The organism is Nocardioides okcheonensis, assembly GCF_020991065.1.
Classification (GTDB): domain Bacteria; phylum Actinomycetota; class Actinomycetes; order Propionibacteriales; family Nocardioidaceae; genus Nocardioides; species Nocardioides okcheonensis.
Map to the genome: position 1 here is coordinate 2,192,261 of NZ_CP087710.1, position 26,398 is coordinate 2,218,658.

General features: G+C 73.0%; 26 protein-coding genes and 1 tRNA gene. 15 read left to right on the forward strand and 12 right to left on the reverse strand.

Going from position 1 to position 26,398, the window contains the following annotated elements; translation table 11 throughout:
* Positions 1 to 9: 9 nt before the first annotated feature.
* Together LN652_RS10605 and LN652_RS10610 are read right to left on the reverse strand one after the other, a co-directional pair.
* Entirely contained in the window at positions 10 to 444 is a 435-nt protein-coding gene (locus LN652_RS10605) for a Fur family transcriptional regulator (protein WP_230444627.1), read from the reverse strand.
* Positions 441 to 935, reverse strand: coding sequence for an FABP family protein (locus LN652_RS10610; RefSeq protein WP_230444628.1), 495 nt, complete (start codon positions 933 to 935; stop codon positions 441 to 443). The genes LN652_RS10605 and LN652_RS10610 overlap by 4 nt, the downstream gene beginning before the upstream one ends.
* Positions 936 to 958: 23 nt before the next feature.
* On the opposite strand from LN652_RS10610, the gene LN652_RS10615 reads away from it, so the two are divergent.
* The 4 genes from LN652_RS10615 (at position 959) to LN652_RS10630 (ending at position 5,329) form a co-directional block, all read left to right on the forward strand.
* On the forward strand, positions 959 to 1,321 hold the full coding sequence (locus LN652_RS10615; RefSeq protein WP_230444629.1) for a DsrE family protein: 363 nt from the start codon (positions 959 to 961) through the stop codon (positions 1,319 to 1,321).
* A gap of 57 nt (positions 1,322 to 1,378) precedes the next feature.
* Positions 1,379 to 3,556: an RNA degradosome polyphosphate kinase gene (locus tag LN652_RS10620; protein ID WP_230444630.1), complete on the forward strand. Its 2,178-nt coding sequence runs from the start codon at positions 1,379 to 1,381 to the stop codon at positions 3,554 to 3,556.
* A 110-nt stretch (positions 3,557 to 3,666) separates the two neighbouring features.
* Positions 3,667 to 4,284, forward strand: a complete 618-nt coding sequence (locus LN652_RS10625; RefSeq protein ID WP_230444631.1) for a DUF47 domain-containing protein — start codon at positions 3,667 to 3,669, stop codon at positions 4,282 to 4,284.
* Positions 4,285 to 4,333: 49 nt separating this feature from the next.
* The gene (locus tag LN652_RS10630; protein WP_230444632.1) at positions 4,334 to 5,329 is read left to right on the forward strand and encodes an inorganic phosphate transporter; all 996 of its coding nucleotides are present in this window, start codon (positions 4,334 to 4,336) and stop codon (positions 5,327 to 5,329) included.
* 157 nt (positions 5,330 to 5,486) lie between these two features.
* Here the strand turns inward: LN652_RS10630 and LN652_RS10635 are convergent, their stop codons facing one another.
* The 6 genes from LN652_RS10635 to LN652_RS10660 form a co-directional block, all read right to left on the reverse strand.
* On the reverse strand, positions 5,487 to 6,575 hold the full coding sequence (locus tag LN652_RS10635; RefSeq protein WP_230444633.1) for a hypothetical protein: 1,089 nt from the start codon (positions 6,573 to 6,575) through the stop codon (positions 5,487 to 5,489).
* A 469-nt stretch (positions 6,576 to 7,044) separates the two neighbouring features.
* Entirely contained in the window at positions 7,045 to 7,824 is a 780-nt protein-coding gene (gene pstB / locus LN652_RS10640; RefSeq protein WP_230444634.1) for a phosphate ABC transporter ATP-binding protein PstB, read from the reverse strand.
* 32 nt (positions 7,825 to 7,856) lie between these two features.
* Positions 7,857 to 8,945: a phosphate ABC transporter permease PstA gene (gene pstA, locus LN652_RS10645; protein WP_230444635.1), complete on the reverse strand. Its 1,089-nt coding sequence runs from the start codon at positions 8,943 to 8,945 to the stop codon at positions 7,857 to 7,859.
* Positions 8,942 to 9,880, reverse strand: a complete 939-nt coding sequence (gene pstC, locus LN652_RS10650) for a phosphate ABC transporter permease subunit PstC (protein ID WP_230444636.1) — start codon at positions 9,878 to 9,880, stop codon at positions 8,942 to 8,944. Before pstC ends, pstA begins: the two co-directional genes overlap by 4 nt.
* Positions 9,881 to 9,985: 105 nt before the next feature.
* Positions 9,986 to 11,110 carry a phosphate ABC transporter substrate-binding protein PstS gene (gene pstS / locus LN652_RS10655; RefSeq protein WP_230444637.1) on the reverse strand — a complete coding sequence of 375 codons (1,125 nt, stop codon included), beginning with the start codon at positions 11,108 to 11,110 and terminating at the stop codon, positions 9,986 to 9,988.
* A gap of 202 nt (positions 11,111 to 11,312) precedes the next feature.
* A complete protein-coding gene (locus LN652_RS10660) occupies positions 11,313 to 12,170 on the reverse strand; it encodes an NUDIX hydrolase (RefSeq protein ID WP_230444638.1) in 858 nt (285 codons plus the stop codon).
* Positions 12,171 to 12,214: 44 nt separating this feature from the next.
* Here LN652_RS10660 and LN652_RS10665 point away from each other — a divergent pair, with 44 nt between their 5' ends.
* Positions 12,215 to 13,261, forward strand: coding sequence for a hypothetical protein (locus LN652_RS10665; RefSeq protein ID WP_230444639.1), 1,047 nt, complete (start codon positions 12,215 to 12,217; stop codon positions 13,259 to 13,261).
* A 17-nt stretch (positions 13,262 to 13,278) separates the two neighbouring features.
* Here the strand turns inward: LN652_RS10665 and LN652_RS10670 are convergent, their stop codons facing one another.
* Together LN652_RS10670 and LN652_RS10675 are read right to left on the reverse strand one after the other, a co-directional pair.
* Positions 13,279 to 13,443 (reverse strand): hypothetical protein, encoded by a 165-nt coding sequence (locus tag LN652_RS10670; protein WP_230444640.1) that lies wholly within the window; start codon positions 13,441 to 13,443, stop codon positions 13,279 to 13,281.
* A gap of 192 nt (positions 13,444 to 13,635) precedes the next feature.
* Positions 13,636 to 13,839: a cold-shock protein gene (locus tag LN652_RS10675; protein WP_045548871.1), complete on the reverse strand. Its 204-nt coding sequence runs from the start codon at positions 13,837 to 13,839 to the stop codon at positions 13,636 to 13,638.
* 294 nt (positions 13,840 to 14,133) lie between these two features.
* On the opposite strand from LN652_RS10675, the gene LN652_RS10680 reads away from it, so the two are divergent.
* Positions 14,134 to 15,639 carry a M81 family metallopeptidase gene (locus tag LN652_RS10680; RefSeq protein WP_230444641.1) on the forward strand — a complete coding sequence of 502 codons (1,506 nt, stop codon included), beginning with the start codon at positions 14,134 to 14,136 and terminating at the stop codon, positions 15,637 to 15,639.
* A gap of 1 nt (position 15,640) precedes the next feature.
* On the opposite strand, the gene LN652_RS10685 is transcribed toward LN652_RS10680, so the two are convergent.
* A complete protein-coding gene (locus LN652_RS10685) occupies positions 15,641 to 16,378 on the reverse strand; it encodes a copper homeostasis protein CutC (protein WP_230444642.1) in 738 nt (245 codons plus the stop codon).
* Positions 16,379 to 16,479: 101 nt separating this feature from the next.
* Here LN652_RS10685 and LN652_RS10690 point away from each other — a divergent pair, with 101 nt between their 5' ends.
* The 7 genes from LN652_RS10690 (at position 16,480) to LN652_RS10720 (ending at position 21,594) form a co-directional block, all read left to right on the forward strand.
* Positions 16,480 to 17,391: an ATP-grasp domain-containing protein gene (locus LN652_RS10690; protein WP_230444643.1), complete on the forward strand. Its 912-nt coding sequence runs from the start codon at positions 16,480 to 16,482 to the stop codon at positions 17,389 to 17,391.
* Entirely contained in the window at positions 17,388 to 18,332 is a 945-nt protein-coding gene (locus LN652_RS10695) for a mannitol dehydrogenase family protein (RefSeq protein ID WP_230444644.1), read from the forward strand. Before LN652_RS10690 ends, LN652_RS10695 begins: the two co-directional genes overlap by 4 nt.
* Positions 18,329 to 18,556 (forward strand): hypothetical protein, encoded by a 228-nt coding sequence (locus LN652_RS10700; protein WP_230444645.1) that lies wholly within the window; start codon positions 18,329 to 18,331, stop codon positions 18,554 to 18,556. The genes LN652_RS10695 and LN652_RS10700 overlap by 4 nt, the downstream gene beginning before the upstream one ends.
* The gene (locus tag LN652_RS10705; protein WP_230444646.1) at positions 18,553 to 19,398 is read left to right on the forward strand and encodes an ATP-grasp domain-containing protein; all 846 of its coding nucleotides are present in this window, start codon (positions 18,553 to 18,555) and stop codon (positions 19,396 to 19,398) included. The genes LN652_RS10700 and LN652_RS10705 overlap by 4 nt, the downstream gene beginning before the upstream one ends.
* On the forward strand, positions 19,395 to 20,279 hold the full coding sequence (locus LN652_RS10710; RefSeq protein ID WP_230444647.1) for an ATP-grasp domain-containing protein: 885 nt from the start codon (positions 19,395 to 19,397) through the stop codon (positions 20,277 to 20,279). Before LN652_RS10705 ends, LN652_RS10710 begins: the two co-directional genes overlap by 4 nt.
* Positions 20,280 to 20,323: 44 nt before the next feature.
* Positions 20,324 to 21,559, forward strand: coding sequence for an MFS transporter (locus LN652_RS22140; protein ID WP_407941550.1), 1,236 nt, complete (start codon positions 20,324 to 20,326; stop codon positions 21,557 to 21,559).
* A tRNA-Lys gene (locus tag LN652_RS10720) sits at positions 21,522 to 21,594 on the forward strand. Before LN652_RS22140 ends, LN652_RS10720 begins: the two co-directional genes overlap by 38 nt.
* A 25-nt stretch (positions 21,595 to 21,619) precedes the next feature.
* On the opposite strand, the gene LN652_RS10725 is transcribed toward LN652_RS10720, so the two are convergent.
* On the reverse strand, positions 21,620 to 22,642 hold the full coding sequence (locus LN652_RS10725; RefSeq protein WP_230444649.1) for an NADPH:quinone reductase: 1,023 nt from the start codon (positions 22,640 to 22,642) through the stop codon (positions 21,620 to 21,622).
* Between the two features lie 223 nt (positions 22,643 to 22,865).
* Here LN652_RS10725 and LN652_RS10730 point away from each other — a divergent pair, with 223 nt between their 5' ends.
* Both LN652_RS10730 and LN652_RS10735 read left to right on the forward strand, forming a co-directional pair.
* On the forward strand, positions 22,866 to 24,050 hold the full coding sequence (locus LN652_RS10730; protein ID WP_230444650.1) for a phosphatase PAP2 family protein: 1,185 nt from the start codon (positions 22,866 to 22,868) through the stop codon (positions 24,048 to 24,050).
* 108 nt (positions 24,051 to 24,158) lie between these two features.
* The gene (locus LN652_RS10735) at positions 24,159 to 26,384 is read left to right on the forward strand and encodes a PKD domain-containing protein (protein ID WP_230444651.1); all 2,226 of its coding nucleotides are present in this window, start codon (positions 24,159 to 24,161) and stop codon (positions 26,382 to 26,384) included.
* Positions 26,385 to 26,398: the final 14 nt, after the last annotated feature.

Below are 26,398 nucleotides of genomic sequence, written 5' to 3' on the forward strand. Positions count from 1 at the left end.
CCTCCGAGTCTAGGTCGCGGCCCGCGACTCCTCCGCGCGGGCGCAGTCGCCGCACACGCCGAAGATCGCGAGGTGGCCGACGTCGACGGTGAACCCGTCGCCCGCGAGCCGCTCGACGACCGGCGCCACGACCTCGGGGTCGTACGACGTCACCGCGCGGCAGCGGCGGCAGACCGCGTGGACGTGCTCGTGCTCGCGCGTGGAGTGGTAGGTCGGGGCGCGGTCGCTGAGGTGGGTGTGGCGCACCAGCCCGAGCTCCTCGAGGACCTCGAGCGTGCGGTAGACCGTGGAGGCGTTGACCGAGCTGACCTGGCTGCGGACGTGGGCGAGCACCTCGTCGGGCGTCGCGTGCGCGAGCTCCTCGACCGCCCGCAGGATCAGCTGGCGCTGCGGGGTGAGCCGCAGTCCCTGCTCCCGCAGCCGCGCGGCGAGGTCGTCGGTCATGCCCGCTGGAGCCGGGCCCAGGTGTGCGGCTGGAGCTCCTGGCCGACGGCCGCCATGTCGTAGGCGTAGAGCAGGTCGCCCTCGACGTTGCCGTACATCCGCGAGCCGGCCGTGACCTCCTTGGCGGTCTCGGTGAAGGAGACGCCGGCGGTGTGCATCTCGAGCTTGCCGCCCTCGGCCGCGCCGTACCAGACCTCGGAGAAGCCGATGTTGTGCGACAGCAGGAACTCGACCTTGCCGGGCTCGGGGCAGCGCAGGAAGCCGGTCTCCATCGCGGCGTCGCGGACGTGCTGGCCGTCCTCGTCGACGATCCAGGAGCGCGACATGTAGTGGAAGAACGGGCGGCCGTCGTGGGTGAAGATCAGCTCCTGGCCGAACTGGAACTTCTCGATGGTCGGGTAGTCGCCGTGGCCGTTGCCGCGCCAGGTGCCGAGCAGCCACGCGACGGGGCCGCAGTTGGGGTGCAGGTTGTCGGGCAGCTCGAAGGGCATGGGGTCACTCTAGTGTTGGCCGCATGGCTCGCTCACTCGTCGTCAAGGTCACCTGCGGCGTCGAGGACGCCGAGCGCTGCAACCAGGCGTTCACGGTCGCGGCAGCCGCCGCCGCGTCGGGCGCTGAGGTGTCGCTGTGGCTGACCGGCGAGGCCGCGTGGTTCGGCGTCCCGGGGCGCGCGGAGGCGTTCGACCTGCGCCTCGCCACCCCGCTCGACCAGCTGCTGGCCGTGGTCCTCGACTCCGGCTCGGTCACCGTCTGCTCGCAGTGCGCCGCGCGCCGCGACGTCGGCGAGGACGACCTGCGCGCGGGCGTACGCATCGCGGGGGCCGCGGTCTTCGCCGAGCAGGTCCTCGGCGACGGCGTGCAGGCGCTCGTCTACTGACCCGTCCTTCGAGACGAAGGACACCTCCCGTTCACCGGGCGGTGACAGACTTCGTCCATGAACGACCCGGCCACCCTGACCAGCGCCGTCTCACCGTCGGTGGACGAGGGCCCGGTCACGGAGCCCTTCGGCCACCCGACCGACACCTTCGACGTCGAGCCGCCCTACGCGCCGGACGCCGCGGAGATCGCCGCGGTCGAGAAGTTCGAGGACCGGTTCATCGACCGCGAGATCTCGTGGGTGCGGTTCAACCAGCGGGTACTCGAGCTCGCCGAGGACGAGGGGCTGCCGCTGCTCGAGCGGGCCCGCTTCCTGGCGATCTTCGCCAGCAACCTCGACGAGTTCTTCATGGTCCGCGTGGCCGGCCTCAAGCGCCGCATCGCCGCCGGCGTCGCCCAGCGCGCCGCGAGCGGGATGATGCCGCGCGAGCAGCTCGAGGTGCTGTGGACCGCCTGCCGCGAGCTGATGGAGCGCCACGCCCGCGCGCTCGCCGGCCTGCTGCCCGAGCTCGGCGCCCAGGGCATCGAGATCGTCCGCTGGGTCGACCTCGACCGCGAGGAGCAGAAGGTCTGCAAGAAGCTGTTCAAGGACCGGATCTTCCCCGTCCTCACGCCGCTGGCCGTCGACCCGGCCCACCCCTTCCCCTACATCTCCGGCCTCTCGCTCAACCTCGCCGTCGTCGTGCGCCACCCCAAGACCGGCACGGAGCACTTCGCGCGGGTCAAGGTGCCGCCGACCTTCGGCCGCTTCGTGGGCCTGGGCAACCAGCGCTTCGTCCCGATCGAGGACGTCATCGGCGAGCACCTCAAGAAGCTGTTCCCCGGCATGGAGGTGCTCGGCGCGCACACGTTCCGCGTCACCCGCAACGAGGACCTCGAGGTCGAGGAGGACGACGCCGAGAACCTCCTCAAGGCGCTCGAGAAGGAGCTGCTGCGCCGCCGGTTCGGTCCGCCCGTGCGACTCGAGGTCGAGGAGTCGATCGACCCGAAGGTCCTCGACCTGCTGGTCTCCGAGCTCGGGGTGGGCCGCGACGAGGTGGTGTCCCTGCCCGGTCCGCTCGACCTGACCGGCCTGCACTCGATCGCCGACCTCCCGCGCGACGACCTCAAGTACGCCGCGTTCCTCCCCACCACCCACAGCAGCCTGGCCGAGGTCGAGTCGGCGTCGCCGGTCGACGTGTTCGACTCGGTCGCGCGCCACGACGTGCTGCTGCACCACCCCTACGACTCGTTCGCCACCTCCGTGCAGCGCTTCCTCGAGCAGGCGGCCGCCGACCCGCACGTGCTGGCGATCAAGCAGACGCTCTACCGCACCTCCGGCGACAGCCCGATCATCGAGGCGCTCATCGACGCCGCGGAGGCCGGCAAGCAGGTGCTGGTGATCGTCGAGATCAAGGCCCGCTTCGACGAGCAGGCCAACATCCGCTGGGCGCGCAAGCTCGAGCACGCGGGCTGCCACGTCGTCTACGGCCTGGTCGGCCTCAAGACCCACTGCAAGCTCTCGATGGTGGTGCGCGACGAGCCCGACGGCATCAAGCGCTACGTCCACCTCGGCACCGGCAACTACAACCCCAAGACGGCCCGGCTCTACGAGGACCTCGGCCTGCTGACCTCCGACCCGGAGATCGGCGAGGACGTGGCGCTGCTGTTCAACAACCTCTCGGGCATCAGCCGCAACACCACCTACGACCACCTGCTCGTCGCGCCCGACAGCGTGCGCGACGGGTTGATCGCGCAGATCCACCAGGAGATCGCCCACCACCAGGCCGGCCGGCTCGCCCGGATCCGGCTGAAGGCCAACTCGGTGGTCGACGAGGCCGTCATCGACGCGCTCTACCTGGCCTCGCAGGCCGGGGTGCCGGTCGAGCTGGTCGTCCGCGGCATCTGCGCGCTGCGCCCCGGGGTCCCGGGGCTGTCGGAGACGATCCGGGTGCGGTCGGTGCTCGGCCGGTTCCTCGAGCACAGCCGCGTGTTCTGGTTCGAGAACGACGGCGACCCGGCGGTGTGGATCGGCTCGGCCGACCTGATGCACCGCAACCTCGACCGGCGCGTCGAGGTGCTGGTGCGGCTGCGCGACACCCACGTCGTGGAGTCCGTCGCGAGCCTGCTCGACCTCGCGCTCGACGAGGAGACCACCGCCTGGGAGCTCGGCCCCGACGGCGAGTGGCACCAGCACCACGGCGTACGCCACCTGCACGACGAGCTCATCGCCCAGCAGCGTCACCGACGCCGCTGACCTGCGGCGACGGTCACACCCGGTCCGGTCCGGGGCCTCGCGGTTGCGCCTCTCGGCGGATCACCCCCTAGCATGATGCCGGTTCATCCGCCCCCCGTTCGGAGTTCACCGTGCGTTTGAAGTTCCGCCCTGTCGACAGCTCGTTCTACGACCTCTTCAGCGAGGCGGCCGGTCACCTCGTCGTCGGCGCCCAGCTGCTCAGCGAGATGCTCGCCGAGGGTGCCCCGCGGGCCGAGATCGCCCAGCGCATGCGCGAGGCCGAGCACGCCGCTGACGAGACGACCCACTCGATCGTGCGCCGCGTCAACAGCACGTTCGTCACGCCCTTCGACCGCGAGGACATCTACTCCCTCGCCTCGGCGCTCGACGACGTCATGGACATGATGGACGAGGCGGTGGACCTGATCCTGCTCTACGAGGTCACGTCGCTGCCCAGCGAGTCCACCCAGCAGGTCGAGGTGCTGCAGCGCTGCGCCGAGCTCACCTCCGCGGCGATGCCGTCGCTGGAGTCGATGGGCTCGCTCGACGAGTACTGGATCGAGATCAACCGCCTCGAGAACACCGGCGACAAGTCGTACCGGCGCATCCTGGCGAACCTGTTCGGCGGCGAGTACGAGGCGCTCGAGGTCCTCAAGCTCAAGGACATCGTGGAGTCCCTCGAGGGGGCGATCGACGCGTTCGAGAAGGTCGCCAACATCGTGGAGCAGATCGCGGTCAAGGAGTCCTGACCGCGATGAGTGCCACCACCTCGTACGCGCGCGCCCGGAGGGACGCCTGATGGAGATCGGCATCATCGTCGCGGTGGTCGTCGTCGCCCTGGTGTTCGACTACACCAACGGCTTCCACGACGCCGCCAACGCGATCGCGACGTCCGTCTCGACGGGCGCCCTCAAGCCGCGCGTGGCCCTCGCCATGGCGGCGGTCATGAACTTCGTCGGAGCCTTCCTCGGCCAGAAGGTCGCGCAGACGGTCTCCGACACCATCGACCCGGGGCCGGGCAGCCACGGGTTGGTGATCGTGATGTGCGGCCTGCTCGGCGCCATCACCTGGAACATGATCACCTGGTACTACGGCCTCCCGTCGTCGTCCTCGCACGCGCTCATCGGCGGTCTCGTCGGCGCGGCCGTCGCGGCCGGCGCGAGCGCGAACTGGGCCGTCGTGCTGGAGAAGGTCGTCATCCCGATGTTCCTCTCCCCCGTCGTCGCCTTCACGCTCGGCTTCGCGCTGATGATCGCGATCATGTGGATCTTCCGCCGCGCCAACCCGAGCAAGGCGCACCGCGGCTTCAAGGTCGCGCAGACGATCTCGGCCGCGGCGATGGCGCTCGGCCACGGCCTGCAGGACGCCCAGAAGACGATGGGCGTGATCTTCCTGGCGCTGCTCACCGGTGGCTACGTCGCCGAGTCGGACGGCCTGCCGCTGTGGGTCATCATCGCCGCGGCGACGGCGATCTCGCTCGGCACCTGGTCCGGCGGCTGGCGCATCATGCGCACCCTCGGGCGCCGCATCATCCACCTCGACCCGGCCCGCGGCTTCGCGGCCGAGTCGGTCGCGGCGTCGGTGCTCTACTCGACGGCCTACGTCTTCGAGGCGCCGATCTCGACCACCCACACCATCACGTCCGCGGTCATGGGCGTCGGCGCCACCAAGCGGCTCTCCGCCGTCCGCTGGGGCGTGGCCAAGTCGATCCTCACCGCCTGGGTGCTCACCTTCCCGGCCGCCGGCCTCGCCGCCGCCATCTGCTACTGGGTCGCCCACCTCTTCCTCCCCTGAGGCCAAGCCCCGCCCCCTCCCTCCCCCCACGCAGGTCATCTGAGGACGTCCTGCAGCCCTCGGGGCCTGTTTCGGCTGCAGGACGTCCTCAGATGACGCCGGCCGGAGCACGCGCGGCACGCCGCCGGTCGCGTACGCCGACGCCAGCGCCGCGACGTCAGGCCGCGGGCCGGTAGGTGAGGTAGCGCGAGCGCTGGGAGACCGTGAGCGCGCGGCGCTCGGCCACGGTCGCCGTCGACAGCCACCACGGTGGCGGCTCGCCCAACCACCGGCGGTGCTCCGACGGCCGGCGGCCGGCCCGCGCGTAGGCGTCCCGGAGCCGCAGCGCGAACGGGTCGCGGTCCGCGAGGTCGCCGGCCATCATGACGACGCCCTCGAGCCCCAGCGCCCGGTACGCCGCGTCCTTGACGACGTCGGCGTGCCGAGCCTTCCCGTGCAGGTGCAGGCCACCGTCGTAGAGACCGAACACGCCGGCCGCCGGATCGAGCAGGTCCGGCGTCCCGATGAACCGCCCGCCGAGGTCGAAGACCGGGCAGTTGGCCAGTGGGCGCGGAAAGCCGGCCTCGAGCGTCCACGCCAATCGCATGACCGGCTCCATCGGGGACCAGGAGTTCTCCTCGAGCAGCGGCAGGACTCGCCGTACCCGCTCGACCCCCCACCGCTGCCAGAGCGACGAATCGACGAAGTCAGCGAGCTCGTCGACGGACACGAGGTCGTCGTAGGCCGCCATCTCGAAGGCGACGACCGCTGCCTCGTCGGTCCGCGCCGTGCGCATCTCGTAGCCGACGCTCCACAGCGGCTCCGTGACCCGCAGGCCCTCGTGGCGCACGACGGTGTCCGGGGTGAGGACCTCCTGCGAGACGACGAGCGACGGGTGCGGACGGCGGCGATGGCCACTGCCGACCGCGACCGGCACCGGAAGCGGGTTGCCGCGTCCGTCGACACCTTCGAACCACGAGCCGCCGAGCCACCGCAGGCCCGCCCACCCCGTGACGCCGCCTCGGCCGGGCAGCAGGGCGGCTGCCTCGACGACACGTTGATCCGGGTCGGTGGGGTCGACGTCCGCCGGCACCCAGAGGTTGTGGCCCGCGCGGCGCCAGTCCGGGGACTGGGCGGCCGAGCGGGTGGGACCGTCCCGGCCGCTGTCGTCGCGGTGCGACGGCCACCGCACCCCCGGACGTACGCCCTCGCGCGGGCCGATCCCCTGCGCGGGCCAGGCGCCGGCCGTCCACTCCCGCAGGTCCATCCCGCCATCGTCACCGACATCGGGCGGTCCGCGCTGGCGTCCTCCACAGGCCCCCGTCCCGTCCTTCCGCCGCGGCCCCCGATCGTGTCGCGGGCAGCCTGCGCCCGGGCCAGTCATCTGAGGACGTGGTGCAGTCCGCGGAGCCCGTTCCAGCTGCAGGACGTCCTCAGATACCCCAAGCGCGGGGGCGGGGGCGGGGGCCGGGCGGGGCGGGCGGGGCAAGACCGGGCGGGGCAAGACGGGGCGGGGCAAGATGGGCGGCGGCCGGAGAAGGGAGACCCCAGGAACCCCCGATCCCGGAGCCGCCCATCACCGGCCACCGACCTGATGGTCCCCCGCCAGCCCACCACGAAACCTCGCACCCGGCCCCGCCACCGCGTCATCTGAGGACGTGGTGCAGCCCCAGGTGCCCGTTCCAGCTGCAGGACGTCCTCAGATAACCGGCAAGGCCGAAGCGGGGGCGGGGGGGTCAGCCGAAGCGGCCGGAGATGTAGGCCTCGGTGGCCTCGTTGTCGGGGTTGGCGAACATCTTCTGGGTCGAGTTGAACTCGACCAGGTGGCCGGGCTGGCCGGCGGCCTTGAGGTTGAAGAAGCCGGTCTCGTCGGAGACGCGGGCCGCCTGCTGCATGTTGTGGGTGACGATGACGATCGTGTAGTCGGACTTCAGCTCGTGGATGAGGTCCTCGATCGCGGAGGTCGAGATCGGGTCGAGCGCGGAGCACGGCTCGTCCATCAGCAGCACCTGCGGCTCGACGGCGATCGCGCGGGCGATGCAGAGGCGCTGCTGCTGGCCGCCGGAGAGGCCCATGCCGGGCTTGGAGAGCCGGTCCTTGACCTCGTTCCAGAGGTTGGCGCCCTTGAGCGAGCGCTCGACGATGTCGTCGGCCTCCGCCTTCTTCATCTTCTTGGCGTTGAGCCGGTTGCCGGCGAGCACGTTCTCGTAGATCGACATCGTCGGGAACGGGTTCGGGCGCTGGAAGACCATGCCGACCTGGCGGCGTACGGCGACCGGGTCGACGGCGGCGTCGTAGAGCGACTGGCCGTCGACCATCACCTTGCCCTCGACCCGCGCACCGGGGATGACCTCGTGCATGCGGTTGAGGGAGCGCAGGAAGGTCGACTTGCCGCAGCCGGACGGACCGATGAAGGCGGTGACCGAGCGCGCCTTGATGGTCATGGAGACGCCCTGGACGGCGAGGAAGTCGCCGTAGTAGATGTCCAGGTCGTCGACGGTGATGCTCTTGGCCATGGGGTGAGTCTCTCTCGTTCTGTCGTTCGGGCTCAGTGGCCGGTCTTGGGGGCGAAGATCCTGCCGATGACGCGCGCCACGAGGTTGAGCAGCATCACGATCAGGATCAGCACCAGCGCAGCACCCCAGGCGACCTCGACGCCCGGCGGGGTGCCGCCCGGGGTCTCGGCGATGCCGGGGTTGGCGTTCTGGGTGTAGATCAGCACCGGGAGGGTGGTCATACGACCGTCGAACAGGTTGAGGTTGGTGCGGGTGGTGAGGCCCGCGATCAGCAGCAGCGGCGCGGTCTCGCCGACGACGCGGGCGATCGCGAGCGTGACGCCGGTGACGATGCCGCCGAGCGCGGTGGGGAGCACGACCTTGACGATCGTGCGCCACTTCGGCACGCCGAGGGCGTACGACGCCTCGCGCAGGTCGGCCGGCACGAGCCGCAGCATCTCCTCGGTCGCGCGGACCACGACCGGGATCATCAGCAGCGACAGCGCCACCGAGCCGCCGATGCCGGACCGGTAGCTCGGACCGAAGAGCAGGATGAACAGCGCGAACGCGAACAGGCCCGCCACGATCGAGGGGATGCCGGTCATCACGTCGACGAGGAAGGTGATCCAGCTGGCCAGCCGGGTGCCCTTGCCGTACTCGATGAGGTAGATCGCGGCCATGATGCCCACCGGCACCGAGATGATCGCCGCACCCAGCGTGATGAGCAGGGTGCCCATCAGCGCGTGGTAGATCCCGACCTCCTGGTCGAGGTCGGTGCGGTACATCGAGAAGGTCAGGAAGGTCGAGGAGATCCGCGGCAGGCCGCGGTCGACGACGGTCCACAGCAGCGAGACCAGCGGGACGATCGCGATGGCGCAGGCCGACCAGACCAGCCCGCTGACCAGCCGGTCCGTGGCGCCGCGGCGGCCCTCGACCAGCCGCGCCCACAGCGGCAGCAGCACGACGTGGAGCGCACCGGACAGCACGACCCAGGCGACCAGGCCCCAGCCGAGGAGGAGCGCGACGAGGCCGGCGGCCGCGGCCGCGACGACCACGCTCAGCAGCGGCGCGATGCGCGGCAGCCGGGCGGCGGTGAAGGACACCGACGCGGGCGCGGGACGTACGGGAGTGGTGACACTCATGCGTTGAGCTTCCTCTCCGAGCGGGTCACGACCCAGCGGGCCGCGAAGTTCACCAGGAAGGTGACCAGGAACAGCACCAGGCCGGTCGCGATCAGCACCTGGATCTTGCCGGGGGTGCCCTCCTTGTAGTTGGAGGCGATGTTGGACGCGATCGAGGCCGGGTTGGAGCTCGAGATCAGGTTGAACGAGATGCCGCCGCCGGCCGACAGGACCATCGCGACGGCCATCGTCTCACCGAGCGCGCGACCCAGGCCGAGCATGACCGCGGAGATCATGCCGGAGCGGGCGTAGGGGAAGACGGCCATCCGGATCATCTCCCAGCGGGTGGCGCCGAGCGCGAGCGCGGCCTCCTCGTGCAGCCGCGGGGTCTGGGAGAACACCTCGCGCGAGATCGCGGTGATGATCGGCAGGATCATGATGGCCAGCACCAGGCCCGCGGTGAGGATGGTGCGGCCGGTCCCGGACGCCGGGCCGGCGAAGAACGGCAGCCAGCCCATGTTGTCGTCGAGCCAGGCGTAGCCCGGCTGCAGCTGGCGCGCGAGGACCGTGATGCCCCACAGTCCGAAGACGACCGAGGGCACGGCGGCCAGCAGGTCGATGACGTACGCGATCGGTGTCGCGATCGCACGCGGCGCGTAGTGGCTGATCACGAGGGCGATGCCCCACGCCAGCGGGACGGCCACGATGAGCGCGATCACGGCGGCCAGCACCGTGCCGAACAGCAACGGCGCGACGTAGCCGGCGAAGTTCGTCGCGCTGCCGTAGAACTCGGCCGGCTTGGCGACGCCGGGCAGGCCCTCGATCGACAGGAAGACGAAGACGGCGGCGAGCGCCACCAGGATGGCGACGCCGGCGGCCAGGGCGAGTCGGGAGAAGATCCTGTCGCCGAGCCGGGGCTTGGCCCGGCCCGTGCTCTCAGCAACGATCGTTGCCACGGGGGTACCTCATTCAGTCGGTTCATGCGCCTGTGCGGCGGGCCGGTCTCCCGGCCCGCCGCACGCGGCTCACGTGGTCGGGGCGAGGCCCCGACCGGGGATGGATCAGCCCGCCGAGATGCCCTCGACGATGCCCTGGGCGCGCTCGGCCACCGAGCTGGAGAGCGGCGCCGAGCCGGCCTCCTCGGCGGCGGCCTGCTGGCCCTCGTCCGAGACGATGTAGGACAGGTAGCCCTTCACCAGGTCGGCCTCGGCCTGGTCCTCGTAGGTCTGGCAGGCGATGAGGTAGCTGAGCAGGACGACCGGGTACGCGCCCGCCTCGGTGGTCTCGCGGTCGATGTCGACGGCCATGTCGACGTCGGCGCGGCCCTCGGCGGCCGGGGAGGACTCGACGACCAGCGCGGCGCCCTCGGCGGACGGGGCGACGTACTCCTCGCCGACCTTGACCGAGACGACCGACAGGTCGCCGACCTGCGACTCGTCGGCGTAGCCGATGGTGCCGGTGCCGCCGGAGATCGCGGAGATGACGCCCGAGGTGCCCTCGGCGGCCTCGCCGCCCTTGACCGGGAAGGCGTCCTCGGCCTCGTAGGGCCAGGAGTCGCTGGCCTTGCCGAGGTAGTCGGTGAAGTTCTTCGTGGTGCCCGAGTCGTCGGAGCGGTGGACGGGGGTGATGTCCTCGTCGGGCAGGTCGGCGTCGGGGTTCTGGTCGGCGATCGCCGGGTCGTTCCACTTCGTGATCTTGCCGTCGAAGATCTGGGCGATCGTGTCGGCGTCGAGGTTGAGCGCGTCGACGCCCTCGAGGTTGAACGCCACCGCGATCGGGGAGACGTAGGCCGGGACCTCGATCGGGTCCTCGCCGTTGCAGCGCTCCTTGGCGGCGCTGAGCTCGCCCTCGTCGTCGTTGAGGTAGGAGTCGGAGCCGGCGAAGCTGACGCCGCCGCTGATGAAGTTGGTCCGGCCGTCACCCGAGCCGACCGGGTCGTAGTTGACGGTCACGTTGCCGTCGTTCATGCCCTGGAAGCCGGTGGCCCAGGCGCCCTGCGCCTTCTCCTGCGACGACGCGCCGGCGCCGTTCAGGTCACCGGAGAGGCCCGTGGTCTCGCTGGAGCCGGTGTCGGAGCCCGACGCGGTGTCGGTCTCGTTGCCGGCGCCGCAGGCGGAGAGGGAGATCGACAGGGCGAGCACGGCCACGCTCGGGGCCACGATGGTGCGGAAGGAAGTGCGGTTCACTTCGGGTGCTCCTGGAAGTCTGATGTGAAGCCTGATGAGTGCTGACGGTCCAGAAGGTAGGGAGCGCAGGAGAACGACCGCGGCGCCGTCGGTGAACGGCCGGTGAACTCGACCGGGCCGGATGGCGTCGGCCGCCCGAGCGTGAGACGGCGGTCACATGAACTCGGCCCGGGGCTCTTGACGCGCGGCCGTCCCGGGTGTCTCAGGGGTGGTGCAGCTCGGCCGACACGACCCGGCCCTTGCGGTGGTGGACGACGAGCATCGAGCCCGGGTCGAGGGAGACGTCCTCCACGTCGAGCGCGTCGAGGACGGTGGGCAGGACCGGCCGGTGGGTGCACAGCACGGTGCCCTCCTTGGCGGCGAGGAGCGCCTCGACGAGGTCGACCACGCCGTCGACGGTGGCGTCCTCCTCGCTGAGCTCGTCGTGGTGCTTGACCGGCCAGCCGGTCACGTCGGCCCAGGGGGCGACGGTCTGGACGCAGCGGGTGCTGGACGAGGTGTGCGCGGAGGTCGCGTCGAAGGCGGCGAGCAGCGGCACGAGCCGTTGCGCCTGCTCCTCGCCGAGCCGCACCAGCGGTCGCAGCCGGTCGTCCTTGCCCCAACCCTTGCGGGCGCGGGCCTTGCCGTGGCGCAGCACCACGAGCGCGCGCGTACGCCGCCGCAGCGGCCGCGCCTCGGCGAGCGTGACCCGGTCGTGCGGATAGCTCAGCCGGACGGCGGCGGCCTCCCACGGCACCCACTCGACCGCGTCGATCTCGTCGTTGGGCCGGTAGCGGCCGACGTCGTCGCTGCCGATGACCCGGGCGGTCCAGTAGTCGACCCGCTTCCACCGCCCGCCGGCGATCCGGTAGCGCTGCGAGGTCAGCGCCGGGCCGAGCCGCACGTCGAGCCCGGTCTCCTCCGCGACCTCGCGGACCGCGGCGCTGACGACGTGCTCCCCGGGGTCGAGCTTGCCCTTGGGGAACGACCAGTCGTCGTACTTCGGGCGGTGGACGAGCAGGACCTCGCCACCCTTGCGCGTGACCACGGCGCCTGCGGCGCGCACGTCGCGGTGCTCCATGGACGTAGTCTCACACCCGTCGTCGATCCCCGAGGAGCCCGTCCGTGTCGCGTCGCGCAGTGCTGGCCGTGGCGGGTGTCCTCGTCGTGGTCGTCGCGGGCCTCACCGCGTGGCGGCTGGTCGAGCGCCGGACGGCGCTCCAGCAGGCCCTCGAGCTGGCCCCGGACGGCACCAGCCGCGCGTCGTGGACCGACTGGGCGGCCGTGCGCCGCGAGGTCGGCGCCGACGTCGGCCCGGGCTCGAGCGCCGAGCAGGTCGACGCGTTCCTGGCCGAGGCCTTCCCCCGCGACCTGTCCTCGATGTCGGCGCTCGGCACCTCGGCGGGCGTCATGCAGGAGGAGCTGGGCTTCTCCCCCGCGACCGTGTCGTGGGAGCTGCTGGCCCAGTCCGGTGACGGCGCCGTCGAGGTGCTCGGGGTCGGCGAGGACGTCGACCTCGACGACGTCGCCGACCGGCTCGGCTCCCTCGGCTGGACCGAGCCCGACGAGGACGACGGCGTGTGGGTCGGCGGCCCGGACGTGCTCTCCGGCGTCGGCTCGCTGACCCCGGAGCTCCAGCACGTCGCGCTGCTGGCCGACGAGGGGCTGGTGCTGACGTCCGACCAGGCGGCCTACCTCGAGGAGGCGCTCGACGTGGTCCGCGGCGACCGCGACGGCGCCTCCGACCTCGCCGACGTCGCGGGTGCGCTCGACGACCCGCTCGCGGCCGCGACCTACGACGGCGCGTACGCCTGCGAGAAGCTGGCGATGGCGCAGGCCGACGACGACGCGCAGGCCGAGGCCGACCAGCTCGTCGAGGCCGCCGGGGGCGTGCACCCGCTCACCGGCTTCGCGATGGGGCTGCAGCCGGACGGAGCCGTACGCGCGGTGCTGCAGGTGGAGGACGCCGACGACGCGCCGGACGAGGCGGAGGCACGCGCGCTGCTCGCCAGCGGACCCGCGCCGGGTCAGGGCGGCGACTTCGGCGACCGCTTCAGCGTCGAGCAGGCCGGTGCGCAGGGGCGCGACGTCGTGCTCGACCTGCGACCCGTGGCGGGGCAGTACGTGCTGTCGGACCTGACCAGCGGGCCGGTGCTGTTCGCCACCTGCTGAGGGGCGACGGCGGGCGGTCAGTCCTCGGACGGCCGCCGCGGCGTGACGCCGAGCAGGCGGTCGATCTCCTCCTGGGAGAGGTGGTCCTCGGACTCGCTCGCGGCGATGATCAGCGTGGTGGTCAGCTCCACCTCGCCGAGGAGGTCACCGTCCTCGAGGGTCACGTCGAACTGATCGTGCACGTCACCCTCCTCTTCTCTCGGCCCCGTGATCGACTGTAGGCGTTCGGGACAAGTCTCCCTGACCGGCGCGGCCGGAGGAAATGACCCGAACGAGTCACTAGTTTGGCTCGAAATGAAGCCCGGCCCCACCCCCCTGAAGGGAATGGGGCCGGACTCTTGAGCAGATCTGGAAGGTGCTTCCAGCTCAGCCGATCAGAGCGGGCGGACGTTCTCCGCCTGCGGGCCCTTCGGGCCCTGGGTGACGTCGAACTCGACCTTCTGGTTCTCGTCCAGCGACTTGTAGCCGTTGGTCTGGATGGCCGAGTAGTGCACGAAGACGTCGTCGCCGCCGTCCTCCTGCGCGATGAAGCCGAAACCCTTCTCGGCGTTGAACCACTTAACGGTGCCCTGAGCCATGATGCTCGTTACTCCTTTGTCGGGGCGTGAGCCGCCACTTCGGCGACCCGCACCAGATGCGGTGACACGCCGCTTGCGACTCACGAGCTGGCAGGGCCCGAAGTTCAAACGCCGTTGGATCACAAACTCCGCGGGCGTCGACCTGCTGGAACTTGCACCTGTTGCACGCCAGACACTATCAACAAAATCGCCGGCGTCACCCCTCCCCATCCACAGCGTGGTGAACACTCGGCGAACCGACCACCCGGAGGGGTTGGCCGGGGCTCCCGGCGACCGGGCTGACAGCATGAGCGGGTGACCGGACCAGCCCTGCCGCGCGTGGCCGTCTGCGGCATCAGCCTCGAGGCCTCCACCTTCTCCCCGGCGCTGACCACGGCCGCGATGCTCGCGCCGCGGCGCGGCCGCGAGGTCCTCGACGCCTGGGACTTCTGGCGCGACGGCGGCGCGCTCGCCGACCGGGCCGAGTGGGTCGGCGTCCTCCAGGCCCGCAGCATCGCCGGCGGGGCGATCCCGGCGGACGACTACGCCCTGCTCAAGGCCGAGATCCTCGCGGGGCTCGTCGCCGCGGTCGCGCAGGCCCCGCTCGACGGTCTCGTCCTCGACGTCCACGGCGCGGCGAGCGTGGTCGGCCTCGACGACATGGAGGGCGACCTCGCGCTCGCCGTGCGCGCGGTGGTCGGGCCGGACTGCCTGGTCAGCAGCGGGATGGACCTGCACGGCAACGTCTCGCGCACCCTCGCCGCGACGGTCGACCTGCTGACGACCTACCGCACCGCCCCGCACGTGGACTGGCAGGAGACCAAGGAGCGCGCGGCGCGCAACCTCGTCGACCGGCTCGCGCTCCCGCCGGGCGAGCGCCGGCCCGCGAAGGCGTGGGTGCCGGTGCCGATCCTGCTGCCGGGCGAGATGACCAGCACCCGCCAGGAGCCGGCCGCGAGCCTCTACGCCCGGGTGCCGGAGATCGAGGCGCTCGACGGCGTCCTCGACGCCGGCATCTGGATCGGCTACCCGTGGGCCGACGAGCCGCGCAACGGCGCCGTCGTGATGGTCGTCGGCGACGACGCCGACCTCGCCCTCCGGGAGGCGTCGTCGCTCGCCACCGAGCTGTGGGAGCGGCGCGAGGAGTTCGGCTTCGTCGCGCCGACCGGGACCCTCGACGAGGTGCTGGCCGCGGCGCTCGCGTCACCGGTCGCGCCCTACGTCGTGTCCGACTCGGGCGACAACCCGACCGCCGGCGGCGCCGGCGACGTGACCTGGACGCTGGCCCGGCTGCTCGCCAGCGAGGACCTCGCCGCGAGCGGCAAGCGCGCGATCTACGCGTCGATCCCGGACGCGGTCGGCGCGCTGGCGGCCGCCGAGGCCGGGGTCGGCGCGCACGTGCGGCTCACCGTCGGCGCCCGCATCGACGCGCGGACCGCGCCCCCGGTCGAGCTCAGCGGCGAGGTCGTCGCCGTGGTGCCGACCGACGACAACCTCGAGGTCGTGGTCCGCACCCCGTCGATCGACGTCGTGGTCACCCGGCGGCGCCGGCCCTACCACCTCGAGTCCGACTTCACCCGGCTCGGGCTCGACCCGCGCCGCGCCGACGTCGTGGTCGTCAAGATCGGCTACCTCGAGCCCGAGCTGTTCGACCTGGCCGCCGACTGGATGCTCGCGCTCACGCCCGGCGGGGTCGACCAGGACCTCGTCCGGCTCGGCCACCGCCGGGTCGAGCGGCCGGTGTTCCCGCTCGACGACGTGTCGGGCGTCGACCCGCTCGCCCGGGCGGTCCTGTTCCCGGGCGACACCGCGCGCGCGTGACTCAGCGGCCGAGCGCCGCCATCACCTCGGCCAGCACGCCGGGGTCGGTGACGCTGCGGCCACCGTCGTCGTAGCCCGCCGACCTGCCCGCCGACGCGACCGCTCCCGGCGCGCGCAGGTGCACCTCGCGCGCCCCCGTGGCGGCCACGACCCGCGCCACGTTGCCGGGGCGTACGCCGCCGCCGACCGCGACCCGGACGTCGTCGCCGGCGGCCCGGACCAGGTCGGCGAGCGCAGGGAGGTGGTCGACGGCCGTGCCGGGACCCCCCGACGTCAGCACCCGGGTCACGCCGAGGTCGCGCAGCAGCGCGAGCGCGGCCCGCTGGTCGGGCACCGAGTCGAACGCCTTGTGGAAGGTGACCGGGGCGGGGCCGCAGGCGGCGACCAGGCGGCGTACGACCTCGGCGTCGACCTCGCCGTCGGGCGTGAGCGTGCCGACCACGAAGCCCAGCCGGGTCCCGTGCGGCACCGCGTCGCGCAGGACCTCGACGTCGGTGACCATGACGTCGACCTCGGCCGTGGAGTGCACGAAGTCGCCGCCGCGCGGACGGACCAGCACGCGCACCTCGAGGCCCGGCGCCTGCTCCGCGCAGTGCCGCACGAACCCGGGGGTCGGGGTGGTGCCGCCCTCGACGAGCCCGGCGCAGACCTCCAGCGCGTCGGCCCCGGCGGCCGCCGCGAGCGCCGCGCCGCCGACGTCCTCCAGGCAGATCTCGACGAGGGTCGCGGGCGCCGGCACGCTCACCACCGTAGGTCCCGGAGGGGTACTAGCACCATCGGCCACCTGTACCGGCCCGCGCGGCCGGGCGCATCGTTGAAGCCTCAACAGGAGGTCGTGCGATGTTCACTTCGCGTTGGTCGACAGGACCCCGGGTCGGGGTCCTCGTGGAGGACCGCTACCTGGCGCAGGCCCAGCCCGCCGGGCTGGTCGCCCGGTTGCAGCAACGGGGAGTGGAGGTCGTGGTCCACGTGGCCGACCGGCTCCCCACCGACCTGGGCCACCCGACGATGGTCGGCGAGGTCGACTTCGTGGTGGCGCGCGGACGCAGCCCGCGCCTGCTCTCGCTGCTGCGGACGCTCGAGACCAACGGCGTCGCGGTGCTCCACGACGCGGCCGCGATCGCCGCGGTCGTCGACAAGGCGGCGATGTCCGCGGCGCTGTGGCGCGCGGGCATCCCGACGCCGCGGACCTGGCTGGCCACCGTGGCCGAGCTGCAGACGCTGGCCGACGTGCCGTTCCCGCTGCTGCTGAAGCCGCTCTACGGCGACAACGCGCGAGGCATCGAGGTCGTCACCGACGTCGCCGACCTCGCGGGGCTGGCGTGGCCCGAGCCGGTCGCGCTGGCGCAGCCGTTCCACCGCGGCGACGGGCACGACATCAAGCTCTACGTCGCCGGCGGCGGGGTGTGGGCGGTGCGCCGGCCGTCCCCGATCGACGTCGACGGCTCCGTGCGGGCGGACCCCGACCCGGGCCACGAGGTCCCGGTGACCGACGAGATGGTCCGGATCGCGAGCGCGTGCGCCGAGGTCTTCGGGCTGTCGCTGTTCGGCGTCGACTGCGTCGAGGTCGACGGCGAGCTGATGGTCGTCGAGGTCAACGAGTACCCGAACTACCGCGGCCTGGCGTGCGACGCCGACGACTTCCTGTGCGAGGTGGTGCTCGACGCGGTGGCCGCCACTGCCCCGCAGGTGCCCGCACCACGGACCGAGCCGTCCGTCGGCGCCCGGTCCGCGCTGGCGGTCGCGCGATGAGCACGGCGCCGGCGGTCGTCATCGGCCCCGGGAGCGTCGGGTGCGGCGTGGTCGCCGCGACGCTGGAGGCCGGCGGCCACCCGTACGCCCTGGTCGCCCGGACCGAGGAGGCCGCCCGTCGGCTGTCCCGGTCGCCCGCCCGCGTCCGTCACGTCGGGCAGGACCGGTCGAGCGTGCTGCACCCGTCGCTGGTGCTCGCCCTCGACGACGTGCGCCTGCGCCGGCTGGTCGGCGCCGCGCCGATGCTGTTCGTCACCGTCGGGAGCGGCCAGGCGCGCACCGTCGCGCCCGACCTCGCCCGTGCCCTCGCGGGACGGCGTACGCCCGCCTCGGTGCTGGTCTGCGACAACCGGCCGGGCGCCGCGGAGGTGCTCCGGGCCCTGGTCGCCGAGCACACGGTGGGTCCGGTCGCGCCCCACCGGTTCGCGGGGGTCCTGGTCGACCGGATCGCCAACCGTCCCGGCCCGGAGCCGGACCACGTGGTCGTGGAGGCCCGCGGCGCCCTCCGGGTCGACCGGGCGGCGCTCGGCGGACAGGTGCCGGTCCTGCGCGGCCTCGACGGGGTCGACGACTTCACCGCCCACCTGACCCGCAAGAAGTTCGTCTTCAGCGCCGGGCACGCCAGCGCGGCCTACGTCGGCGGCCTCGCCGGGCACGCCACGCTCCCGGCGGCGCTCGCGGACCCCGTCGTCCGGACGGTGGTCCGCGAGGTGCTGCGGGAGGGCCGCGAGGGCGTCGCGGCCCTGTTCGGCGACGAGCTCGGCGGCACCGACGACGACCTCGACCGGACCCTCGAGCGGTTCCGGTGCCCCGCGCTCGCGGACCCCGCGGCAGCGGGTCGGTCGCGACCCGCGTCGCAAGCTCGCGCGCGGCGACCGGGTCTGCGGCCCGGCGCTCGCGGCCCTCGCCGGCGGCACGGTCCCGGCGGGCCTCGCGCGTGACGGCGGCGGCCGCCCTCACCTGGGGCACCACGCTCGACCCGACGCTGCAGCGACCGCTGCGCCGCCTGGGGGTCCGGGGCGTCCTCGCCCAGCTGACCGGGCTCGCGCCGCGGCACCCGTTCCTGGCCCTCACCGAACGCGCCCACGCGGTGCTGGCGACGGGCGGGTCGCCGCTCGACGCCCTCGACGCGGCCCACGCCGTCGCCGTGGAGGTGCGCCGATGACCGCCCCGCTCGTCTGCGTGCTCGCCACCCACCACCCGGCCGGCTCGCCCCGCGCGCGACTCGTCCGCGACCTCGTCGACCGGCTCGCGCACCACCGCGTCACCGCCGTGGTGGAGGACCCGGACCAGCACGCCCACGACCTCAGCGCGCCGACCCCTCTGGCCGACCTGTACGTGCTGAAGTCCGGGACGCCGACCGCGCTGTCCCTCGCCGGCGCGCTCGACGCCGTGGGTGCGCGGATCGTCAACCCCTACCCGGTGGCCGCCGCCTGCCGCGACAAGATCGTCCAGACGCGGGCGCTCGCGGCAGCCGGCGTCCCGGTGCCGCAGAGCTGGCTGGTCACCGACCCGATCCAGGTCGCGCCGCACCTCGTCGACGGGCCGCTGATCGTCAAGGACCCGCGCGGCTCCCGCGGGCGCGGCCTCCACGTCCTGCACGAGCGCGCCGGCCTCGCCGACCTCGACCAGGAGCCGTGGCTGGTCATGCGCTACCACCCGCCCGAGGGGCCGGACCTCAAGCTCTACCGGATCGGTGAGGAGATCTTCTGCGTCGAGCGGCCGTTCCCGGCCCGCACGCTCCGCGAGAAGCGCGGCCGGCTGCTGCCGGTCACCGCCGAGCTGGAGGCCATCGTGCGGCGCTGCGGCGACGCGTTCGGGATCGACGTCTACGGCGTCGACGTCGTGCGCCACCAGGGCCGGCTGTGGGTGGTCGACATGTCCGCGTTCCCCGGCTTCAAGGGTGTCCCCGAGGCCGGGCGCCGGATCGCCGACGTCGTCGTCGACCGGCTGCGCGACGACGCGCCGCAGGCGTCGCACGCCCGGGTGACGGCGGTGACGCCGTGACCGACATCCGCTTCCTGCTGGTGCGCCGGGTGCCCGACCGGCCCAGCCCGCTGCTGCGCGAGGTGGTGTCCCGGCTGCGCCGCAGGGGGCACACGGTGTCGGGCGCCATCGTCGAGGACGTGCTGCTGCCGGCCGACCCCCGCGCGGTCGACGACGACGTGATGTTCCTGCTGAAGTCGCACACCGAGACCGCCCTGAGCCACGCGGCCGCGCTGCACGCGCGCGGGGCGCGGGTCTTCAACCCCTATCCCGCCTGCGCGGCCGCGCAGGACAAGGTGCTGGCCAACCAGCGGCTCGCCGCGGCCGGGGTGCGGGTGCCCGAGACCTGGGTGACCGGGTCGCCCGGGACCTGCCGCCACCTGCTCGACGACGGCCCGCTGGTCGTGAAGCCGGTCCGGGGCCACCGCGGCGCGGGGGTGCACGTGGTCCGCACCCCGCGCCAGCTCGACCGGCTGCCGGACCCGGGCGGGCCCGTCGTGGTCCAGCGCCACGTCGACGGCCCGGGGCACGACCTCAAGGTCTACGTCGTGGGGTCGCGGGTGTGGGCGGTCCGCAAGCCGTTCGACGCGACCAGCTTCACCCGCCCCGGCGAGCCGGTGCCGGTGACGGCGGAGGTCGAGGACCTGGCCCGGCGGGTCGGCCGGGTCAGCGGGCTCGACCTGTTCGGGATCGACGTGATCGAGGGCCCGGACGGTCCCACGGTCGTCGACCTCAACTACTTCCCGGGCTACAAGGGCTGCGAGGAGGTCGCCGGCCCGATGGCCGACCACGTCCACCGCATCGCGGTCGGCGACCTCGCGCCGCCGCCCCTGCCGCCGCTGTCGCCGGCTCCCCACGCCCCGGCGCGCGGGCCCGCGCTCGTCCCGGCAGGGTCGCGGTGAGGCACCGGGCGAGGACCGTGCGCGCGACACCGGCGACGGCGCTGGTGGTCGAGGGCTTCTTCTCCCGCCTCGCCTTCGGGCTGCTCACCTTCGCGCTGCCGCTCTACGCCCACCGGATGGGCATGTCGCTCACGCAGATCGGCCTGCTGACGTCCGCCTCGGTCGTCGTGTCGATGCTGCTCAAGCCGGTGCTCGGGCCGTGGGCCGACCGGTGGGGCCTGCGCCGTTCCCTGCTCGGCACCCTGGCGCTGCGCGCCGTCGTGTGCCTCGCCTACGTCGCGACCGCCGCCCCGTGGCAGCTGTTCGGGGTCCGCGGCGTGCACGGGGTCTCGGACGCCGTGCGCGACCCGGCGGTCCACGCCCTGATCGCGGAGAACGGCGGCAAGAAGGCGATCGCCACCACCTTCGCGTGGTACCAGACGGCGAAGACGACCGCGGGTGCCGTCGGCAAGAGCGTCGCGGGACTGCTGCTGGCCACGGCTGGCGGCTTCACGCTCACCTTCGCGACGGCGTTCGCGCTGTCCCTGCTGCCGCTGCTCGCGGTGTGGGTGCTGGTCCCGCGCGGCAGCGCGCACCCCCGGTCGGCCGACCCGCCCGCGCCTCCCCCGCCTCCCCCGGGCCCGACCGTCGCGTCGGTCCCGCCCGCCCGCGGCCTCGCGGCGTACGCCGGGCTCGGCTTCCTCGTCGCCGGCACGTCCGCGATGCTCACCGCGCTCTTCCCGGTCCTGGCGGTGGAGTACGCCGGGCTCACGACCGCGCAGGCGGGCCTGCTCTACCTGCTCACCCCCGCCTTCGCGTTCACCGGCCCGCTGTGGGGATGGGTCGCCGACCACGTCTCCCGGCGCCTGGTCCTCGCGGTGCGCAGCGTCTCCAACATCTGCTCCGCGGCGCTCTACCTGCTGTTCCCGGGGCTGGTCGGCATGTGGGTCGGCAAGAGCCTCGACGACATCGGCAAGGCGGCGTTCCGCCCGGCCTGGGGATCGCTGATGGCCGAGGTCTCCGACCGCGACCCGCGCACCCGCGCCCGCACCATGGCCTACCTGACGTCCGGCGAGGACGCCGGCGACGTCGTCGCCCCGGTCGTGGCCGGGCTGATCTGGACGGCCTGGGGCGTCCCCGCGCTGCTGGTCGCGCGGATGGTCGCCGCCGTCGTCACCGAGGTCTACGCCGCCCGGCTCGAGCGGGCGGCCCGACCCACAACTAGGCTGCACCCGGACCCCACCGCCGACGGCGGCAGGGCCCGGGCCTCTAGCTCAATTGGCAGAGCAGCAGACTTTTAATCTGTTCGTTCAGGGTTCGAGTCCCTGGAGGCCTACCCGCTCCCGACCGCAGCAGTCCGCTCAGCCCTCCGCGACGTCGATCAGCACCTTGCCCACGGCCCCGTCCTCGACGGCGGCGTGCGCCCGGGCGGTCTCCTCCAGCGGGTGGTGGTGCAGCGGCAGGCCGTGCTCCTCGCCGACCCCGAACGCGCCGTCGGCGACCGCGGCGGTGATGTCCTCGGCCGCGGCGCGCAGCGCCGCCGACCCGACGGTGTAGAGCAGCACCCACTGGAGGCGCGCATTGGTGGAGAACGTCTCACGCACGCCCAGCGTGACCTCGTCGCCGCCGTTGTTGGCGTAGATCGCGATCGTGCCTCGCGGGCGGATCAGCCGGAGGTCGGTGCGCAGGTTCTGCGCGGGCGCCACCTCGACGACGAGGTCGACACCGTCGGGGGCGATCGCGCGGACCTGCTCGACGAGGTCGCCCTCGCGGTAGTTGACGACGTGGTGCGCGCCCGCCGCGGTCGCCAGCGCACCCTTCCCGGCGCTGCTGACGGTGGCGACGACGGTCGCGCCCGCCCACCGGGCCAGCTGGATGGCCGCGTTGCCCACGGCTCCCGCCCCGCCGGCCACCAGCACCGTCGTGCCGTCGAGCGCTCCGGGCGCGAGCCGGGTCGGGCCGTCCTCGGAGGTGGTGAGCGCCCGGTGGGCGGTGACGGCCGGGACGCCGAGCGAGGCGCCGAGGTCGTACGACGCCCCGTCCGGCAGGACTGTCAGCCGGTCGACCGGCAGCACGACCTGCTCCTGCGCCGTGCCGCCGGGGCGCTGGTGCTGGGCCAGCATCGTCCACACCCGGTCGCCGACGGCGAGCGAGGTGACGTCCGGGCCCAGTGCCTCGACGACGCCCGCACCGTCCTGGCCGGGGACGATCTCGGGGAAGGCGAGGGTGCCCATCCCGCCGGCGCGGAACTTCCAGTCCGTCGGGTTCACCCCCGCCCGCACGACCCGGACCCGGACCTCGCCCGGCCCCGGCTCGGCGGCCTCGCGCTCGACCAGCTCCAGCACGTCGGCGTCGCCGCTCTCGGTGTAGACCACAGCTCGCATGTCGTCCTCTTCCGTCGTCTCGATGTCGTCCCGGGCTCGTTCCGGGGGTCCGTCGGTCGTCGATGACAACCCCTGCCCCCGCCTCCCCTGTTCCCGTCAGCCGAGGACGGGGTGCCACCGGGACCGGAGGTTCCGGCGCACCACGTCCTCGGCTAGGTGAATTTTGGGTGAACCGGGAGAATGTCAGGGCCCACGTCACGCCCGCACCACCCCGGAGAACCCCGTGCCCTCCCCGACGCCGACCCCTGCGCCGACGCCGGCCAACGCCCACCCGGCCGCGCCCGCCCCGACGACGACAGGCCCGAGCGAGCCCGCGACCGCCGGGCCCGCGACCGTGCCCAGCGCGACGACCACGACGGTCCCGCGGCTGCTCCGTCGCCCCTGGACGTTCCTCGTCGCCAACGCGGTGCTGATGGGCGTGACCACCTTCCTCGCCAGCCACGCGCTCGACCGCCCGGTCGCCGACCCCGAGGGCAGCTTCCTCGGCCCCTCGTGGGTCCGCCTGCCGGTGCTGTGCCTCGCGGCGATCGTCGCCGACCTGCTGCCGCGCGCCCTGTGGGTGGGGCGCCTCCACCCGGCCCGCTGCGTCGAGGCGGCGCGCGAGCGGCTGCGCACGCACTGGACCGGCGCCCGGCTGCTGCTGGTGACCGTCGGCATCTCCTGCTTCTACGTCGTCTACGTCGCCTACCGGAACCTCAAGTCGCTGCTGCCGCTCATCCGCGAGGACAAGTTCGACAGCGAGCTGTGGCGGATGGACCGGCTGCTGTTCCTCGGCCACGACCCGGCCACCGTCCTGCAGGACCTGCTGGGCCGCGACCTCTCGGCCCACGTCCTCTCCACCGTCTACCTCACCTACATCCCGCTCGTCGCGATCCTGGTGACGGTGTGGCTGGTCTGGTCGCGCAACATCGGCTACGGCTGGTGGTTCGTCACCGCCCAGGGCGTCGCGTGGACCCTCGGCACCGTGTCGTACTACCTGCTGCCGACCCTCGGCCCCGGGATCATGTACCCCTGGCTGGCCAGCGACCTGGTGCCGAACGGCACCTCCGACCTCATGGACTCCCTCGTCGCGTCCCGCCACGGGTTCCTCTGGGGCGACGGCGACTACCAGGGCGTCGCCGGCTTCGCGAGCCTGCACACCGCGATCGCCCTGCTCTGGGCGCTGATGGCCCGGCACACCGTCCGCAGCCGGCTCGTCCAGCGGATCTTCTGGGTCAACTTCGCCCTGACCGTCGTCGCCACCCTCTACTTCGGGTGGCACTACATCGCCGACGACGTCGCCGGTGCGGTGATCGCGGTGGTCGCCTTCCGCGTCGGCGCCTGGGCGACCGGGCACCGACTCCGGCGACGCCGCGACCCCGACGGCGAGCCCGGCCGCGAGCACCGCGAGGTGCCCGCCGCTCCCTGAGCCACGCCTCGAGCGCCGCCGGCCGGCCCTCAAGGTTTCCCCAACCGCGACCGCGGAGGGTGTCGACGATCAGGACACCCCTCGCACGTACTCGCGGACGGAGCTCAGATGAACACCACCACCGGCACAGGACGGCGCGGAAGGACACTTCTCGTCGCCGTCGTCGCCCTCACCCTGACGGTCGTGGGGGCCGGCTTCGTCGCCTCCGCGATCTCCCCGCCGCCGGCGCACCAGCAGGGCACCGTCGGCCTCAAGCAGGTCGGACCGATCGACGAGGCCAACGGCTTCCCGCTCTGGTACAAGGACACCAACAACGTCAAGCTCGAGCTCTGCCTCGACCCCAACGACTCGAACTGCATCATGGGCGACGTCCCCGACCCGACGAAGCCGGTGTCGTTCCCCGACAACTTCCCGGACGAGGCCTTCTGGTCGGCGGCCGAGACGTCCATCGACTACGGCTCCGGCACCGCCCAGCTCGTCACGGCGGTCGAGGCGGCGTTCGCCGGCGGACCCGCCAAGGCCGGCGACCAGGTCAGCTTCGGCCGGATCCGGCTGCGGGCCTCGGGCCTCGTCGACAACGCCGAGTACACCCTCACCCACCCGTTCGGCGTCGACCGCCTGACGGCCGAGCCGGGCGCCTTCAAGGGCATCAACATGACCGAGGACATCGGGGCACTCACGCCGGACGGCGTCTTCGACCAGACCCTCGGCAGCCGCCCCGGCCCGTTCCTCAAGTGGGACCCGGCGGTCGCACCGGCCGCGCCGGCCGGCTACCTGGGTGACGTCACGCAGGAGCACGCCGTCGTCGGCAGCCCCTACAACACCAACTTCTTCCGGGTGGAGGGACCGCGCGGCTCGTTCACCGGGTCGACCCAGCTCTGCCAGGACCCTGGCCTCGGCAACGACCCCGTCGCCCTCGACGACTGCATCCAGACCAACACCTTCTTCGTGCAGGGCAAGCTCGCGACCCGCATGGGCGTGCAGGCCACCCAGGCGTCGTACTCCACCTCCGGTGCGGGCCAGATGCTCGACATCTTCGCCACCAGCGAGACCGGGCAGCAGATCGTGGTGAAGGGCAGCGGCGTGCCGCAGACCCGGATGCGTGAGGACGCCTCCCGGCCGGGCAGGTACTACGCACGTGTCCTCACCGACGGTCCGCCCCCGTCCGACCTGGTGGTCACGAACGTGTCGGACTCCCCGGCGACGGTCGACCACATCGCCCCGTCGCTCTTCGGCGACAAGGTCCACGTCGCCAGCGCGGTCTACGACAACGACACCCGGACCCTGACGATCGTCGCCGAGTCGGGTGCCGACGGCGCGACGCTGAGCCTCCGCGGCGACCTGCCCCGGGTCACCCCGACGGTGGCGCAGGGGCGGACGACCTGGACGATCCCGAACCTGGCGGTCCCGCCGCCCGAGGTCACCGTCACGTCCGCCGAGGGCGGGTCCGACTCGGACGACGTGGTCGTCACCGGCGGCGAGGACACCGCGCTCGACGTCACCGCGGTGATCACCTCCGACGCCACGCAGGTCCAGACCAACCAGACGCTGACCCTCGACGGCCTCGCCTCCGCGGGAACGGTGTCGAGCTACGCCTGGAGCGTCACGCCGGCCACCGGCGCCCGCTTGACCCCGGTCGGGGCCAACGGCTCCTCGGTGACCTTCGTGGCCACGGCGGCAGGGACCTACGAGGTCGCACTGACCGTCTCCGGCAGGTCCAGCACCAGCACCGCAAGGACGACGATCACCGTGGCGTCGCCCAACGTCGCGCCCGTGGCCGACGCCGGGACCGACCTGGCCGGGGCGATCCCGACCTCGACGGTCGCGCTGGACGGCACGGCGTCGCAGTACGCCTCGGCGTACGCGTGGACGCAGGCCGGGACCGACCCGGTCCAGGTGACGCTGAAGAACCCGGGGACCGCCAACCCGACGTTCGTGGTGCCCGCCTCGACCCAGCCGCTGACGCTCACCTTCACCCTCACCATCACCGACGTCAACGGCACCACCGCCACCGACGCGGTGCGGGTCGTCACCGACCCGGGCACGGTGAGCGTGGCGAGCGCGTCCTACAAGCGCGGCAACCAGGAGTGGCGGGTCAGGGGAAGCGCCAAGCACTGCTCGGCGAGCAACCTGATGAGCATCTACTGGAACAAGCCCGCCGCCGCGCCGGTGCTCCTCGGGACGGCGACGCCCGCCCTGGCCCTCGGGGTCTGCGACTTCGACTTCCGGCTGAAGAACACGCCCACCGCGCTGCGGCCCACCGCAGCCGGCACGGTCACCGTGCGCTCGGCCTACGGAGCGGAGTCCGGCCCGTCCGGGTTCGCCCTGCAGTGACGACCGCTCCCGCG

Bases quoted from the DNA above. Each gene is read 5' to 3' on its own strand.
- LN652_RS10635 (WP_230444633.1), bottom strand. From the start codon at position 6,575: ATGGACCTGCGGGAGTGGACGGCCGGCGCCTGGCCCGCGCAGGGGATC.
- LN652_RS10620 (WP_230444630.1), top strand. From the start codon at position 1,379: ATGAACGACCCGGCCACCCTGACCAGCGCCGTCTCACCGTCGGTGGAC.
- pstB (WP_230444634.1), bottom strand. From the start codon at position 7,824: ATGGCCAAGAGCATCACCGTCGACGACCTGGACATCTACTACGGCGAC.
- LN652_RS10690 (WP_230444643.1), top strand. From the start codon at position 16,480: ATGTTCACTTCGCGTTGGTCGACAGGACCCCGGGTCGGGGTCCTCGTG.
- LN652_RS10705 (WP_230444646.1), top strand. From the start codon at position 18,553: ATGACCGCCCCGCTCGTCTGCGTGCTCGCCACCCACCACCCGGCCGGC.
- pstA (WP_230444635.1), bottom strand. From the start codon at position 8,945: ATGAGTGTCACCACTCCCGTACGTCCCGCGCCCGCGTCGGTGTCCTTC.
- LN652_RS10695 (WP_230444644.1), top strand. From the start codon at position 17,388: ATGAGCACGGCGCCGGCGGTCGTCATCGGCCCCGGGAGCGTCGGGTGC.
- LN652_RS10735 (WP_230444651.1), top strand. From the start codon at position 24,159: ATGAACACCACCACCGGCACAGGACGGCGCGGAAGGACACTTCTCGTC.
- LN652_RS10630 (WP_230444632.1), top strand. From the start codon at position 4,334: ATGGAGATCGGCATCATCGTCGCGGTGGTCGTCGTCGCCCTGGTGTTC.
- LN652_RS10615 (WP_230444629.1), top strand. From the start codon at position 959: ATGGCTCGCTCACTCGTCGTCAAGGTCACCTGCGGCGTCGAGGACGCC.
- LN652_RS10605 (WP_230444627.1), bottom strand. From the start codon at position 444: ATGACCGACGACCTCGCCGCGCGGCTGCGGGAGCAGGGACTGCGGCTC.
- LN652_RS10675 (WP_045548871.1), bottom strand. From the start codon at position 13,839: ATGGCTCAGGGCACCGTTAAGTGGTTCAACGCCGAGAAGGGTTTCGGC.
- LN652_RS10660 (WP_230444638.1), bottom strand. From the start codon at position 12,170: ATGGAGCACCGCGACGTGCGCGCCGCAGGCGCCGTGGTCACGCGCAAG.
- LN652_RS10610 (WP_230444628.1), bottom strand. From the start codon at position 935: ATGCCCTTCGAGCTGCCCGACAACCTGCACCCCAACTGCGGCCCCGTC.
- LN652_RS10725 (WP_230444649.1), bottom strand. From the start codon at position 22,642: ATGCGAGCTGTGGTCTACACCGAGAGCGGCGACGCCGACGTGCTGGAG.